Below are 15,844 nucleotides of genomic sequence, written 5' to 3' on the forward strand. Positions count from 1 at the left end.
TTCTAATATCTTATGCAAGCTCTTGAAGTTTATCAGGTGCTAATGTGTTCTTGTAGTCTTTTAATAGCTTGTCGAAAATCGCATCCCAGGATTGTTTGAGGGCATACTGGCGTCCGGCCAAGCCCATCTGTTCACGATTTTCTTCATCAACCAAAAGGCTAGTGATGGCTGCAGCGAATGCCTTGGCATCATTTTGGATACACAGATGGCCAGTCAGCCCTTGCTGAATGATGGTTTTAACTCCGCCGGCATTTGCGCCAACCACAGGAGTACCTGAGGCCAATGATTCCAATACCACATTCCCGAAGGTCTCGGTTGCGGAAGGAAAGACGAAAAGATCGGACCCGGCATACACCTCCGCAAGGTTCTGTCCTGATTGAAAGCCGGCGAAGGTCATATTCGGAGGGGCTTTTTTGTGCAACTCCTGCTTCAAAGGACCGTCACCTACAATTAACCAGTGCACATCGCGACGGATGGATGCTGGCAAGGAGGCTTGGATTTCAGGAAGAATCGCTACATCCTTTTCCGGTGCAAGTCTTCCAACATAGGAAAGCAAAAATTTCTCTTTGATATTATATTTGTTTTTCAGCTGTTTCGAGTAGGAGGCATCAGGATGAAATACGGAACAATCCACCCCTCTTGGCCAGATGGCTGTATTGATGAACCCATATTTTTTAAGGTGATTTTGAGTGTCGGTAGATGGAACAAAAATTTTTAGCAACGGGCGATGAAACCAGCGCATATAGCTCCAGAGTACTTTTGTGAGAAATTGAAGGTCGTAGTATTCGAGGTATTTGTCAAAGTCGGTATGGTAGGAACCTACTACTGGAATGTTGAGTTTTTTTGCATAGTGAAGTCCGCAAAGGCCGATATTGAATGGAGTTGCAACATGAATGAGGTCCGGTTTGAATTCTTGAAGCTCTGCTTTTACGGAGTTCATGTTTGGCAAGGCAAGCCGGCATTCCGGATACAAGAAAAATGGCAGACTGGCAAAACGGTGAACTTGGCTTGTGAACAGATCCTTGTTTGTACTTTCCGGTGCAAACACCCTGTACTCCATTCCCTTACTGTCCAGATAATTGGTAAAACGCTTCAAGGTTTTAGCTACACCGTTAACATCTGGAGCAAATGTATCTGTAAAAATGGCAATTTTCATGGTAAACCTCCTTTAATTAAAACAGCCAATTATAAAAATAACCAAACAAACATCATGTAAGACAGTACACTTGTACTCGTTCCAAGCAGCATGCCGACTGCAATATCAGAAGGGTAGTGGAGACCAAGGTATATTCTTGAAATACCTACGCACAGCGCCAAAGGAATCAATAAAATTGCTAGAGACGGCATCAATAAGATAAATGGGATGATGCTAGAGAAGACAGCAGTTGTATGACCGGATGGGAATGAGTGATCTTTCAACGGGTTTGTCGACACTTTTATCTCATCAAGCGCAAGATAAGGGCGTCGTCTCGGATAAACTTTTTTGGCGATGGCCACGGGGATATGACTGAGTGCCAAGGAAAGACCTGCTGCCATAGCTGTATATTTAAGTGAATGATTGCTGAAGATGATCAGAAGTAAAAGGGTGCAAATGGTGAAAGTCGCCCCACCAACATGTGTGATATTGCGAAAAAAGAAGTTTACATACTTTCTGTCAAAATGACGATTCACACTGCGAAACAAATTACACTCGAATTCATAGAAGTTAGCTAGTAATTTGACCATCATCACAACCCCTTTTAAGCTGTACTATATTCTATTTATCATTATAGATGGAAAATATTTAGGAAGTTATAAGCCTATGTAAAGAAAAGGTTAGAATTTGCTGAAGGAAAATTAACAGAAACTTAAGAATAGGCTGTTTCCGCAAAGTTTGTTGCTTATAGAAAAATTTAGACAAATAAGTGGATTGGAGCGGAAGGCACTCGACTCCTGCGGGAGGTAGCGGTAGACTTGAGACCCCTGAAGCGTTGTGAGGAGGCTCAAGCACCGCCCCGCGGAAAGCGAGTGCCTGCAGCGAAAAGAAACGGTCAAACTTTTTAGCAACTATCAACAATCTTTTAGAAAGGCTCTTTTCTCAAAGATTCTTGCTATTCATTAGTAAAAAGTCGGCAATTGGACTTTTTACAGGATATCTACTCTAAAACAGGCATGTAGTTTATTCAGTACAGCCGGGAAAAGAGCACGACAGTAAGGAATATAACTGTTGGTTTAAAATTTCGAAAAAGCAACAAAGTTTACGAAAATAGCCTTTAGAAAACAGACTAAGAATAAAAAACACACCACCCGTTAATGGGATGGTGTGTAGGAATAATCAGTTCTGGACAGATTTGTAAAATTGCCCTTTTTCCACATATTCTCTTCGGATTCGTGCCATGTCCAGCTTGTCTTCTTCCGTCAGTTCGCGAACGACTTTTGCAGGTCGGCCGAATGCAAGTGTGTTTGGGGGAATACGTTTGCCGGGTGGGACCAGGCTTCCGGCTCCGATAAAGGAGCCTTCTCCGATTTCAGCTCCGTCGAGAATGATGGAGCCCATGCCAATTAAGGCGTTTTTCCGAACAAATGCGCTATGTAGTGTACATTGATGCCCAACTGTGACATCATCTTCTATTATCAATGGTTTGTTGGGACTCTGATGAAGTAGGGATTGATCCTGGATGTTCACCCTGTCACCGATGATGGTCGGAGCTACATCTCCACGAATGACTGTGTGGAACCAAATACTGCTTTCTTTTCCGATGGTCACATCACCTGTGATGACCGAAAAGTCTGCCAGATAGGCGGTTTCATCAATCTGTGGTTTTTTATCAAGATATGGGTATATTTTATTCATGAGTTCCTCCAGCTTGTCAGAAATGATTATTTTATTTTATTATATTATATCAGAAAGAATTTCTTTTTTTTGAGGGAGTGTTTAGAAATGTGGAAATGGGAGGCGGAAAATCCGAAAGGTACCATCGTAATTGTCCATGGCGCACAGGAGCATCACGGGAGATACACATGGTTGATGGACCAGTGGAAGTCAAGCGGATTCAATGTCATCATGGGGGATTTGCCTGGGCAAGGACTTTCCACACGAAGAAGAGGACATATTGATAATTTCGATGAATATATAGAAGAAGTGGAAAAGTGGATCAAAGAGGCTTATTTGTTGAAACCTCCCGTTTTTGTCATTGGTCATAGCATGGGCGGATTGGCGGTTATTCGGACGCTTCAGGAAAAGAGCCCTCTGATAGTGGATGGGGTCATCTTGTCCTCTCCATGTTTGAAGCTGTTACACCATCCGACAAAAGGATTGGATGTGCTATCCAAAGGGCTTAATTTCATATTACCAAAAACGAAATTCAAAACAGGTCTTACCATCGATAAAGCGACGAGAAATGAAGAAATCCGAAGAAATGCTGCAGGAGATGAGCTATATATCACGAAAGTATCTGTTAGATGGTATCGTGAGCTGGTTCAATCGATGAATCAGGCTTTTACGGGGATAGAGAAGTTCCCGGATGTACCGGTTTTACTTCTGCAGGCAGGCGACGATCTGATTGTCGATAAATTTGCATCAGAGACATGGTTCAATTCCCTTTCAGCAAGAGAAAAAAGCTATAAGGAATGGGAAGGACTCTATCACGAAATTTTCAATGAACCGGAGCGGGATCGCGTTTTCCGTTATGCAAAAGCTTTTGTGGACTTACAAATAGAAGGAAGTGACTGAATTTGAAGGTACCCACTCATCCTTTTTCCTTGATGAAAAGGGTGTATCGAGATGTGTTTCCTGTTGTGTATGAGGAGTTGGATTATTGGAAGAAGAAGGCGTCTGAAATTCCAGATGAGGAGCTTCGGAAACAAGCGATGGCTAGTATTGAGACGAAATCTTTTCATTGTGAAGGCGGAGGTATATTATCGTTACTTGCAGGGGCAGACTTTCGAGAAGCCGTGAAATTCATTGTTGCTTATCAGACCATCAGCGACTATTTGGATAATCTATGTGACAGAAGTACCTCGATGGATCCTGCTGATTTTGCCGCCCTTCATGAATCCATGCCGGATGCATTAACGGTAGGAGCTCCTTTGAAAAATTATTATCGATTTCGGGAAGAGCAGGAGGATGGGGGATACCTTGCGAATTTGGTGACAACATGTCAGACGGTGCTGAGTTCGCTTGCTAATTATAATTTGATAGCCCCGCATTTGGTGAAGCTTGCCGGGTATTATTGCGATTTGCAGGTACATAAGCATGTAGTAGTGGAAGAGAGAGTGCCAAGGCTTGAGGAGTGGTTTTCGCTTTATAAGAAAGAGCTGCCCCAAATGGAATGGTATGAGTTTTCTGCTTGCTCCGGATCCACTTTAGGAATTTTCTGTCTGGTATCGCAGTCTTATCGTGACTCCTTTACTGCGGAACATGCGGAAAAGATTGTGGGCGGATACTTTCCTTATATACAGGGACTTCATATACTACTGGATTATTTCATTGATCAGGAAGAAGATTTGGAAGGTGGAGATCTCAATTTCTGTACCTATTATGAAAGTGAGACTGCATTCATGAACAGATTAAGACATTTCATGGAGCAGGCGGACGTCTTTACAGCAGGCTTGCCTTTTGAGAAATTCCATCGCCTTATCAACCGAGGTCTGCTCGGGGTCTATCTTTCGGATCGAAAAGTTCACGACTGTAAAGACATTTCCTCCATGGCCAAAAGCATCATCAAAGCAAGCGGCGGTACCGCCTACTTCTTCTACATGAACGGCAGGGCGTATCGCCGATTTCAGAGTTGGCGTGGGGCTTGAAGATGTAAGGGAGTGCGGGGTGCTTTAGTGGTTTAAAGAAGTAACGAGGGTCTGACCCTCACTACGTTAAAGTAACAAAGGGGTCCGGCACTTTCTGCCGATCCCTTTGTTATTTTTTTTCAATGGCTATGATGAATGGCGGGTTGTTCACTTGGTTCATGAAGCGGTATTGGAGGACATGTGCTTTTTTTTGGTCCAGTTTGGTGACGTACTCTAGAAGGGCATCCCGTTCGACCTGTCCTTCCGGGTGTCCGTGATAGACGACAATCACGATGACCGCCTCTTTTTTCATAACAGAAAGAAGGTTGTCCACAGCCTTAATTGTGCTTTTAGGCACCGTCACAATATCTTTGTTTCCGCCAGGAAGATAGCCGAGATTGAAGATCGCTCCTCTAATCTGAGCATGTTTGTCCGCAGGAATTCTCTCCAGCACTTCTGCATGACTTGCTTCAAACAAAGTGACACGACGACCATCCCCATGTGCCGCTAATAAAGCTTTAGTGTTCCTTAAAGCTTCACCTTGGATATCAAAGCCATAAACATGGCCGGATTCACCCACAAGCTCCGAGAGAAAGAGTGAATCATGCCCGTTTCCAACCGTACAATCCACCGCGATATCGCCCTCTGACACGGCAAGCTTCATTATTTTTTTACTGTATGGTAAGACTCGCTCTAATTTCATCGTTTGTCATCACCGCCAGGACCAACATAATACTTTCCTTGCCAACTGTCCCGCCTTTTCAGTTCCGCATCAATGGCATTAAGAACCGACCACTTGTCCACACTCCACATCGGACCGATCATGATATCAATGGGTCCGTCTCCTGTAATACGGTGAACAATCATCTCGGGCGGCAGTATCTCCAACTGATCGCAAACAAGCTGGATGTAATCTTCAAAGGTCAGGAATTCCAGCATCCCTTTTTCATACTGCTTTACCATTGGAGTACCCTTCAGGAGATGCAACAAGTGGATTTTGATTCCTTGCACATCGAGCTTTGCAACAGCTTCAGCGGTTTCCATCATCATTTTATTATCTTCAAGTGGTAATCCATCAATGATGTGGGAACAAACCCGGATGCCATGCTTACGTAGCTTATTGACACCTTCCACATACGTTTCAAAGTCATGGGCACGGTTGATCAGCAGAGCTGTACGCTCATGAACCGTCTGCAAGCCGAGCTCCACCCAAAGATAGGTGCGTTTATTTAGTTCTGCCAAATATTCCACTACATCATCTGGCAGACAATCAGGCCGAGTACCAATCGATAGGCCAACCACACCGTCCTGCTTGAGCACCGTTTCGTATTTTTCCCTCAGCTCTTCTACAGGTGCGTGCGTATTGGTGAATGCTTGGAAATAGGCCATATATTTGCCGTCTTTCCATTTGTGGTGCATTTTTTCTTTTATTTCATTGAACTGGGTAAGCAGATCGTCTGCACGATTGCCGGCAAAATCACCGGACCCTGCCGCACTGCAAAACGTACAGCCTCCATGGGCGACTGTACCATCACGGTTCGGGCAGTCGAAGCCACCATCTAAAGCTACCTTGAATACTTTATGTCCAAAGTGATTACGTAAATGATAATTCCACGTGTGATATCGTTTATCTTCAACGGAATATGGAAACGGATTTTGCTTTGTTGTTTTGTTCATCCGTACTCCTCCTCTTTTTATCCAAGGCTCTTTTCTCAAAGATTGTTGCTATTCACTAGTAAAAAGTCGGCTATTGGACTTGTTACAGCTTATCTACTCTAAAATAGGCATGTAGTTTCTCTGTATACCCGGAAAAGAGCACGACAGTACGGAATATAACGGTTGGTTGATAAATACGAAAAAGCAACAACGTTTACGAAAACAGCCTTATCCAATGGCTCTGTTAAACTCGGCTGTTGATTTCCGCAATATGCTTCGCTTTCCGTGGGGCGACCTTGAGCCTCCTCGGGTTTTGCCCTGCGGGGTCTCAAGATTGTCGCTACTCTCCCGCAGGAGTCTACGCCTATTGCTCCAATCAACAGCTAAGGGACTTCATCTTTCCAACGTTTAACTTTACCAGAGCTTATCCAGCAAATACTTATGCTAACAAATCATTTTAGCACGTATTTAAGCACACCTTCAATACCGGTCAATTTTTTAGCATGGACTTGAAAAAAATGTGCAAAATAAAGCGGAGTACACAGAAAAATTGTGGGGTGAATAGAACCATGGCAACGAGAGAATCAGTTGAACAGTTTATTCAACAATGTGAGGATGCACTGCGCAATGCACATGCACAATACAGCGAAGCGAAGCAGTTGGAGCACTATAACGATACCGAGTTCACGAGTGCACAGGAGCAGATTGAGGCAACATACAACGATTTGATGCACCTTTCCCAAAGCTGTAACGCTCAGCAGCGCGATCAATTGAACCGCATGCGCCTGCAGCTGCAAAACCTTCAGAATGAAATGACATTGTTGAGACATTAAAAAAGATTGTTGAAGGGAGACTTCCAATATGAAGAAACGTTCCAAGCAAAATAACCCGGAACAAAAAACGAGAAACGCCGAAAATACCGCAGTCGAAATGGGTGCAGAGTATAACCCGGTGAGGGAAGTAAAGCAGAAGAACCTAAAAAAAGCCCAGCCGGTCAGATCAAAAAATCATAGCGAGAATGAGTAGGAGAGCAGCCTTGGTGCTGCTTTTTTTTTTGTTGGTCCCCAAAAGTCAGAATAAATACATTTTCCCATTTCACATTTTTTATATTGAAACTCCCATCAAAACGGATTACAATTATTTTGGATTTCGAAATAATTTGGTTGAAGGAGGGCATAAAGAAATGTTGAAAATGCCCAGAGCCCTTTGGTTATTAGTTATTGGAATGGCAATAAACGTAACTGGGGCTTCTTTTTTATGGCCGTTAAATACAATATACATTCATGATATCCTCGGGAAGTCCCTTTCTATAGCGGGACTTGTTCTGATGGTAAATGCGGGGGCAAGCGTCATTGGCAACCTGATCGGTGGGGTCCTTTTTGATAAAATCGGTGGCTACCGGTCCATTCTTTTGGGAATTTCCATCACCATCACAGCGCTTATAGGGATGACCATCAATCACACCTGGAACTTCTATGTGGTATATCTGACCATTATTGGATTCGGTTCGGGAATTGTGTTTCCATCCATGTACGCAATGGCAGGTTCCGTGTGGAAGGAAGGTGGACGCAAATCGTTCAATGCGATGTATGTCTCCCAAAATCTAGGTGTGGCGATCGGAGCGGCACTCGGTGGACTTGTAGCGGATATCCGTTTTGACTACATATTCCTTGCGAATACGGTCACTTACGCTGTATTTTTCGCTATAGCACTATTCGGTTATCGAAAAATACAGGCTAACCCGACTAGCCAGACCTCCATTCTTGATCAGAGTAAGAAGATAAAAGACCACACTAAACTTTATGCCCTGTTAACGGTATGTATTGGCTATCTCCTTTGTTGGATGGGCTATGTTCAGTGGCAGACAACCATCGCCACGCATACTCAGTCACTTGGTATTTCGCTGAAACAGTACAGCATTTTATGGACGATCAATGGTGCAATGATCGTGTTGGCACAACCTATCATCTCGTGGATTGTAAAAAGATATACAAAAACGCTTAAAACACAGATCATTGTGGGATTGGTCATATTCATCATCTCGTTTGCAGTTGTGGGAGTAGCCGAACAATACACGGCTTTCGTTGTAGCCATGATTATCATTACAATCGGGGAAATGTTTGTTTGGCCAGCCGTGCCGACTGTGGCGAACCAGCTTGCACCGAAAGGGAGAGAAGGCTTCTATCAAGGAATCGTCAACTCGACAGCAACCGGAGGTAGAATGCTTGGACCTTTTATGGGGGGAGTATTGGTAGACTTATCCGGTATGGGGATGCTGTTTGGAGTTTTGATGGGTTTCATGTTGATAGCAATTTTTACAACGTACATTTACGACAGGAAATTGAAAGTGGAAACACCGGTTAAAGAGCTTTCCAAAAGTATCTCTTAGAAATGAAGAAGCAGTGCTGTTCTAACAGGAATAGCACTGTTTTTTTGTTTTCCGTATTGCTGAGCTGCTCTTATCCTGTATTTACAGGATAAACTGCACAAACCTTTGCTAAAAAGATTTTTTTAAGGTGTGATATTATTGAAATAATCAAAAAATATTCGGATGAGGTATAAAATGTGAAGAGAAAAATCAGTATACCAATTCGTTGGAAAATAACAGGGTTATCGTTTGGTATTGTCTTATTTGCACTTCTTATCATTGGGATTATCCTCCTTGGGTACATTGTAAGTGTAAAGGAAGAGCAGTTCTCGCAAAGGGCGCTGATTACGGCCCAGGTAGTGGCGAGCAACCCTGTAGTGCAGCAGAATGTGGAGGAACCGAACGCTTCCGAGTTGCTAAGGCCGGTAGTGGAACGAATCAGGGTCATTAATAATCATGATTATATTGTCATATTGAACATGGATAAGATCCGTCTCACCCATCCGATTCAAGAGAGGGTGAACACTCCTTTTGTCGGGGGAGATGAAGGACCGGCTTTTACGGAGCATATTTATATCTCCAAGGCGGCTGTCTCGGATGATATTACCTCTGTGCGGGCATTTGTTCCGATTAAAAAGCCGGATCAGGTACAAGAACAAGTTGGCGTAGTGGTAGTGGGAAATGTATTGCCTACTGTGAAAGATATCATTTATGAATACCTGCATTCGATTATTGTAATCGCGTTCATTACCACACTGTTTGGTGTATGGGGTGCCTGGCTGTTGGCAAATCACATAAAAAAACAGACCTTTGAAATGGAGCCGGGTGAACTGGCAAGGGTTTTGGTTGAAAGGACAGCTACATTTAATGCTATCCATGAAGGGGTCATTGCAATTGATGATCAGGAGAGGATAACCGTCATCAACCATGCAGCGAAAAGGATGTTAGGAGTGGAAGGGGACGCAGTAGGAGCCCCAATAAGAGATGTGATTCCTGATACAAGGCTGCCGGAAATACTGGAACTGGGTAGGCCTATCTTTCAGCGTGATCTATTTGTTCAAAATAAAGCGATTTTAAGTAATAGAGTGCCTATTACAGTGGGTGAAAGAACGGTTGGAGCCTTAGCTATTTTCCAGGACAGAACTGAGGTGAACCGTCTTGCTCAGGAGCTGACAGGGGTCCAGGCATTTGTGGAAGCACTTAGGGTTCAGAATCATGAATACTCCAATAAGCTGCATACCATTGCAGGATTGATCCAGCTTGACGAAGGGGCAAAGGCATTGGAGTATATTTTTTCACTACAGGATGAAGAAACAGGGATTTCCCAAGCACTCCAACAAAATATCCACGACGATAATGTGATGGGCTTATTGTTAGGAAAAATCAGCCGTGGCAAGGAGCTTGGGTATTTTGTAAAAATAAATCCCGAGAGCAAATTCGGTGAGTTTCCCGAGGGAATTACAAATCATGATCTGGTGGTCATTCTCGGTAACCTGATTGATAATAGCTTTGATGCTCTAAATGAATCCAGTAGAAGCAGTAAGGAAGTGAAAATTCTTCTGAAGCAAACGCCGACCGAATTGCAGATTTCCGTCAAGGATAATGGGAGTGGAATGAGTTCTTTAGATGCAGAAAAAGTATTTTCACGTGGCTATTCCACTAAGGCGAAGCAAGGGAGGGGCATTGGGTTGTTTCTCATTCATTCCATCGTATCCAGGGTGGACGGCGAAATTTCTCTTAAGAGTAAACCTGATCAAGGAACGGAATTTAATATAAGCTTGCCGATGAAGAGGAGAGTGTTGAGCCATGGCTAGAAAAGAGATGCTGATAAAGGTTTTGTTGATTGAAGATGATCCTATGGTCCAGCATGTCAACAAGCTATTTATAGAAAAAATTGATGGTTTTGTGGTGTCTGGAGTTGCGTCTTCTGGTGTGGAGGGGAAAAAGCTTATCAAAGAATTACAGCCGGATTTGGTTCTATTAGATGTCTATATGCCGGGGCAGGACGGGCTTTCCCTGATACAGGAGCTTAGACACGAACAGATCGATGTGGACATTATTGCAGTGACGGCAGCAAATGATACCAATACAGTAAAAGTGTTTATGAGAAACGGGGTTATCGACTATATCGTAAAGCCGTTCACCTTTGAGCGAATGGAGAAAGCATTCCTCCAATATAAAGAAGTTTACCGACAACTGTATCGCGAATCCGCTATTTCGCAGGATAAATGGGATGAGGTAATGGCATCAGCAAAAAAAGAACCGATAAGTAAAGGTACGGACAAATTACCGAAAGGGCTGCAGGAGCAGACTTTAAACCAGATCTACAAGTATGTGATTGGATTGAAAGAAGCGAAGTCAGCTGAAGAAATCGGTAAGAAGGTAGGACTTGCCAGAGTAACTGCCAGAAGGTATTTGAGTTATTTGGAATCTGTCGGAAAAGTGGAAATGGAACTTACATACGGCACGATAGGAAGACCCATTCAAACTTATCGTTTTAAAGGGTAGGTGGATGTAATGAAAGGATTTATTGCCATATTGATCTTTTTATGTCTTGGTGTCATATCTGCAATTTATATCGGATTCGGGACTGGTGCAAGTACAGAACCGAAAGCGGTAGACCATGAAATGGAAGGACTAAATGAAAAGTATGTATTGAAATTCAGCCATGTGGTTGCAGAAAATACTCCCAAAGGTCTGGCTGCTGCGATGTTTGCTAAACTCGTAAGAGAAAAGACGGATGGATGGGTGGAGGTTCAGGTTTTCCCGAATGGGGTCCTCTATGATGCTCAGGAAGAGTTTGAAGCATTGCAGGAAAATGATGTACACATTATTTCGCCTGCATTTTCAGAGGTTACGGTACATGACCCGAATTGGATGGTGATGGACCTTCCTTTCGTATTCGAAGACGAAACAGAAGTGAAAGAGGCTTTCGAAGGGAAATTGGGAAGAAAGCTTTTTGAAAGCATCGAAAGGCGTGGCTACAAGGCCCTTGCCTATTGGGACAATGGTTTTAAGCAATTTACCAACCGGATACGTCCGATAGTGAAACCTTGGGATGTAGAAGGCATTGCTGTAAGGGTCATGCCGAGTGACGTTCTAATGGATACCTACGAGCATCTTGGGGCAAAACCAAGTACCCATTCCTTTAATGATGTTTATGGGGTTCTAAGCTCAGGAAAAATTGACGGGACGGAGAACACATTCTCCAATATCTATTCCAAAGGCTTCTATAAACAGCAGGAATATATGACTGTGACGAATCATAATTACCTGGGATATGCAGTGCTGATGAATTCGGAATACTGGGACGCTCTTCCCCTTGATCATCAAAAAAACATAGAAGAAGCAATGGCGGAAGTGACTAAGTGGCTTCGTGAATATGCACAATCACACAATCAAGAAATGCTGGAAAAGCTGGTAGACAGTAATGTGCTTGAAATTCACTTTTTGTCGGAAGAGGAAAAGGATGTATGGAGGGAAGAGTTGGTCCCAGTTTATCAGAAGTACTCTGATTTTATCGGAGACGGACTCGTAGATGAGCTATTGGAGAAAGATGAGGGAGATATGGAATAGGTGGATAAGGTTTCTTTGGAAGAAAGTACCGGGCGGGTTTTGTCCGGTTTTTCTTTGTGTATAAGAAGACAGCTGGTAAGACCAAAAAGATCAAAAAGAAACTTAAGAGCAAATAACAAAATAAATATGAAAGCGCTTTATAATTTGAATAGTTCGACAAAAGATAAAGGGGGATATATGTATGAAGTTTAAGCGCACTTTGTTAGCTTCGGTTGCGAGTTTGGGGTTAATCTTCTCGGCTGCTTGCGGAGGAAATGAAACGGGAGGTAGCAGTGGTGATAATACGGAAGTTCAGTATCAGGATGCACCATCCACAGTGGTTATCGGAACTGCTTCCCAAGGTGGGGTGTATTACATCTATGGTGGTGGACTTGGTCAGTTACTTGAAACAAAATTAAATGTCACCGCAAACGTTGAGGTTACAGGAGGTCCAGTTGATAATATCCGTTTAATCCAAAATGGTGACCAGGACCTTGGTATGATTACAACCGGACCAGGATATGAAGCGATGAACGGTGTAGGTACAGAGTTTGATGGGAACAAGCATGATGATATCCGAGTGGTTTTTCCGATGTACTATACTCCTTTCCATTGGTGGGCACTCGAGTCCAGTGGTGTTGCATCAATTCAGGATATGATTGATAAGGGGATCAGCCGTGCTGGTGTAGGACCTATGGGAGGAACATCGGGAACATACCTTCCACAAATTCATGAGTTATTAGGTTTAGACATTACACCTGTTTTTGCTGGTGCAGGTGATATGGCCTCTCAACAACAGGACGGCCAACTTGATGTTATCGGATTTGCAGCAGGTCTTCCAATCCCTGCTGTGCAAGAGGTAGCGGCATTGCGTGATGTAACGCTTTTCGGAATTGATGGGGAACAGCGTGACAAGGTAATAGAGGAATTTCCATTCTTCACTCCTTTCACCATTGAAGCTGGAACGTATGAGAACATCGACCATGGCGACATTGAGACGATTGCTCAGTTCAATTTTGGGATTGTCCACAAAACGATGAATGTTGATTTTGTATATGATTTGGTGAAAGCCTATCATGAAAACAACGACCTATTAGTAACAACTCACTCCTCTGCAACGGAAGCGGAACCTGAAGCGATTCTTCTCAATGAAACGGTTCCTTTGCATCCTGGTGCAATCAAGTACTATGAGGAAATAGGGATTGAATTGCCTGAATCTGTTTATCCACCGGAATATAAGAACGAATAAGTAACGACATTTCCTCTTCAATGGTATTGGGGAGGGAATGTTCCTTAAAGAATGGTATTCCAAAAGGGGTTTAGCAATATAGAAACTTTTTGGAATACCATTTTATAAAAGAATTTTTGAAACAAAGGAGGGTTTTCCCGTGGACAAAAAGACGAACAGGAATGTTACTGAAGACGAGAGGGTTCAATCCATCGTCAGTGACGAAAAAGCAAAAGAGCTCGAGGAAGCGGTGGATGCCAGTTCCAATATGAGGGTCCTAACTGGTTGGGTGAAGTATGCTTTCATGGCAATTGCTGTCTTTGGTGCGTTATTTCATTTATATATTCTTAATTTCCACCCAATTGATCCTTTGATTTTTAGAAGTGTTCACTTGGCATTTGGGGCAGTTCTTGGTTTTATTTTATTTAAAGGTTGGAAAACCAACTCCAACAAGGTTTCAATTTTTGATTGGCTATTAATTGCTGCCATTCTATATGTGACTTTTTATATCTATACGAATCTGCAAGCTGTTCTTAGTCGATTTGGAACAGTACCGCAAACCCAGGATACTATCGTTGCTGTCTTAGGGTTTATCGTAGTGTTGGAGTTAACTCGACGTACTAGTGGCTGGACCTTGCCCATTCTTGCAGGTGTTTTCTCGTTGTATGCATTCGTTGGTCCGTATTTACCCGGTATTCTTAACCATAGAGGTTACAGTTTCGAAAGGTTTGTAACTTATATTTTCAAAGACAATGGCATTTTCGGAGTGACCTTGGATGTGTCCTCTAAATATATTCTGTTATTCATCGTTTTCGGTGCTTTTCTTCAAATGTCCGGTGTTGGACGTTATTTTATCGATTTTGCCTTTTCATTGGCAGGAGGAATGCGCGGAGGTCCTGCAAAGGTTGCGGTTCTTTCAAGTGGACTGATGGGGATGATGAATGGTACTTCCGCGGGGAATGCAGTAGCGACCGGTTCCCTTACCATCCCACTAATGAGACGTGTCGGCTATAGCGGTCGCTTTGCAGCAGCGACAGAGGCGACAGCGTCTGCAGGTGGGCAAATCATGGTTCCAATTATGGGAGCAGGAGCCTTTATCATGGCTGAAGTAACCGGAATCAAGTACTCAGAGATTATAGTTGCAGCGACGATTCCTGCTATTCTATACTTCATTTCGGTTTATTTTATGGTGGATTTCCAGGCGATAAAAAATAATATGCGTGGCCTGAAACGCAATGAACTTCCTTCCTTGAAGGGTATTTTCAAACAGGCATATCTGTTTATTCCAATCATTATCCTTATCACTTCTTTGGTAATGGGATATTCTGTAATCCGTTCAGGGACCATTTCTATCATTGCCTGCTTAGTGGTGAGTTGGATTCAACCTTCCACAAGAATGGGTCTTAAAAAGATCCTTTATGCATTGGAGCTGGGGATGAAGAATACGATTCAATTGCTCGCAGTGTGTGCATGTGCGGGCATTATAGTTGGAGTAATCGCCCTTACAGGTGTGGGACAACGTTTTAGTTCCCTACTATTAAGCATTGCTGATAACAATATGTTAATTGCACTTGTTTTCGCGATGCTCATTTCCATCATTTTAGGAATGGGGATGCCTACAACCGCTGCATATGCAGTTGCGGCTTCCGTTGTAGCACCTGGTTTAATACAAATGGGGCTTGAACCACTTGCAGCCCATATGTTTGTTTTCTACTTCGCGGTAATGTCCGCTATCACACCACCTGTTGCGCTAGCTGCCTATGCAGCGGCTGGGGTTGCAGGAACTGACCCGTTCAAAACTGGTGTAACAGCATTCAAGTTGGGGATTGCGGCATTTATCGTACCGTTCATGTTCATCTACAGCCCTGAGCTAATGATGATGGGGGCAGGATGGAAGATCATCGTTGCTACCATAACCGCATCTGTTGGAATCTACTTCCTAGCAGCTATGGTTCAAGGTTGGTTTGCAGGAACCAACACAAATCTGCTAGTTCGTATCCTATTGCTTGCAGCAGCTCTCACCCTAATAAACGCGGGATTAGTGACAGATTTGATTGCACTAGGTATTGCAGTATTAGCTGTGGCAATCCAAAGAATTAAAAGGAAATCAGGTCCTCCAATGGAGACTAATAAGGCAGTATAAACTATATAGCCAATACTCTGATAAAAAAGAGTACTGGCTTTTCTTTTGCTAACCTATTGACATAAATTATCCAAATATGATAATTATTTTATAGAGTGTTAGCACTCTTTACCTTAGAGTGCTAAAATAT

15 protein-coding genes are annotated in these 15,844 nt (G+C 43.1%); 10 read left to right on the plus strand and 5 right to left on the minus strand.

Annotation, left to right across the window (positions count from 1 at the left end; translation table 11 throughout):
- Positions 1-10: 10 nt before the first annotated feature.
- The 3 genes from AB685_RS12875 to AB685_RS12885 all read right to left on the minus strand — a co-directional run bounded on the left by AB685_RS12875 (position 11) and on the right by AB685_RS12885 (position 2,833).
- Entirely contained in the window at positions 11-1,156 is a 1,146-nt protein-coding gene (locus AB685_RS12875; protein WP_047971018.1) for a glycosyltransferase family 1 protein, read from the minus strand.
- Positions 1,157-1,185: 29 nt separating this feature from the next.
- Complete coding sequence (locus tag AB685_RS12880; protein ID WP_047971019.1) at positions 1,186-1,725, minus strand: phosphatase PAP2 family protein; 540 nt, start codon at positions 1,723-1,725, stop codon at positions 1,186-1,188.
- A 589-nt stretch (positions 1,726-2,314) separates the two neighbouring features.
- On the minus strand, positions 2,315-2,833 hold the full coding sequence (locus AB685_RS12885) for a gamma carbonic anhydrase family protein (RefSeq protein WP_047971020.1): 519 nt from the start codon (positions 2,831-2,833) through the stop codon (positions 2,315-2,317).
- Between the two features lie 87 nt (positions 2,834-2,920).
- Between AB685_RS12885 and AB685_RS12890 the strand changes: the two genes are divergently transcribed.
- Together AB685_RS12890 and AB685_RS12895 are read left to right on the plus strand one after the other, a co-directional pair.
- On the plus strand, positions 2,921-3,712 hold the full coding sequence (locus AB685_RS12890; RefSeq protein WP_047971021.1) for an alpha/beta hydrolase: 792 nt from the start codon (positions 2,921-2,923) through the stop codon (positions 3,710-3,712).
- Between the two features lie 2 nt (positions 3,713-3,714).
- Positions 3,715-4,785: a tetraprenyl-beta-curcumene synthase family protein gene (locus AB685_RS12895; RefSeq protein WP_047971022.1), complete on the plus strand. Its 1,071-nt coding sequence runs from the start codon at positions 3,715-3,717 to the stop codon at positions 4,783-4,785.
- A gap of 109 nt (positions 4,786-4,894) precedes the next feature.
- Here AB685_RS12895 and AB685_RS12900 read toward each other — a convergent pair whose 3' ends face one another.
- Both AB685_RS12900 and AB685_RS12905 read right to left on the minus strand, forming a co-directional pair.
- Positions 4,895-5,467 carry a class I SAM-dependent methyltransferase gene (locus AB685_RS12900; protein ID WP_047971023.1) on the minus strand — a complete coding sequence of 191 codons (573 nt, stop codon included), beginning with the start codon at positions 5,465-5,467 and terminating at the stop codon, positions 4,895-4,897.
- Positions 5,464-6,441, minus strand: coding sequence for a TIGR01212 family radical SAM protein (locus AB685_RS12905; protein ID WP_047971024.1), 978 nt, complete (start codon positions 6,439-6,441; stop codon positions 5,464-5,466). Before AB685_RS12905 ends, AB685_RS12900 begins: the two co-directional genes overlap by 4 nt.
- Positions 6,442-6,989: 548 nt before the next feature.
- On the opposite strand from AB685_RS12905, the gene AB685_RS12910 reads away from it, so the two are divergent.
- The 8 genes from AB685_RS12910 to AB685_RS12950 all read left to right on the plus strand — a co-directional run bounded on the left by AB685_RS12910 (position 6,990) and on the right by AB685_RS12950 (position 15,714).
- Entirely contained in the window at positions 6,990-7,253 is a 264-nt protein-coding gene (locus AB685_RS12910; protein ID WP_047971025.1) for a YtzC family protein, read from the plus strand.
- A 28-nt stretch (positions 7,254-7,281) separates the two neighbouring features.
- The gene (locus AB685_RS12915) at positions 7,282-7,446 is read left to right on the plus strand and encodes a hypothetical protein (protein ID WP_047971026.1); all 165 of its coding nucleotides are present in this window, start codon (positions 7,282-7,284) and stop codon (positions 7,444-7,446) included.
- Positions 7,447-7,612: 166 nt separating this feature from the next.
- On the plus strand, positions 7,613-8,809 hold the full coding sequence (locus AB685_RS12920; RefSeq protein WP_047971383.1) for an MFS transporter: 1,197 nt from the start codon (positions 7,613-7,615) through the stop codon (positions 8,807-8,809).
- A 176-nt stretch (positions 8,810-8,985) separates the two neighbouring features.
- On the plus strand, positions 8,986-10,602 hold the full coding sequence (locus tag AB685_RS12925) for a sensor histidine kinase (RefSeq protein ID WP_047971027.1): 1,617 nt from the start codon (positions 8,986-8,988) through the stop codon (positions 10,600-10,602).
- Complete coding sequence (locus tag AB685_RS12930) at positions 10,595-11,296, plus strand: response regulator (RefSeq protein WP_047971028.1); 702 nt, start codon at positions 10,595-10,597, stop codon at positions 11,294-11,296. The genes AB685_RS12925 and AB685_RS12930 overlap by 8 nt, the downstream gene beginning before the upstream one ends.
- Before the next feature lie 9 nt (positions 11,297-11,305).
- Positions 11,306-12,364 carry a DctP family TRAP transporter solute-binding subunit gene (locus AB685_RS12935; protein ID WP_047971029.1) on the plus strand — a complete coding sequence of 353 codons (1,059 nt, stop codon included), beginning with the start codon at positions 11,306-11,308 and terminating at the stop codon, positions 12,362-12,364.
- Positions 12,365-12,545: 181 nt separating this feature from the next.
- On the plus strand, positions 12,546-13,592 hold the full coding sequence (locus tag AB685_RS12945) for a TAXI family TRAP transporter solute-binding subunit (RefSeq protein ID WP_047971031.1): 1,047 nt from the start codon (positions 12,546-12,548) through the stop codon (positions 13,590-13,592).
- A gap of 139 nt (positions 13,593-13,731) precedes the next feature.
- Complete coding sequence (locus AB685_RS12950) at positions 13,732-15,714, plus strand: TRAP transporter permease (RefSeq protein ID WP_053073806.1); 1,983 nt, start codon at positions 13,732-13,734, stop codon at positions 15,712-15,714.
- Positions 15,715-15,844 lie beyond the last annotated feature (130 nt).

It is taken from the genome of Bacillus sp. LL01, assembly GCF_001037965.1.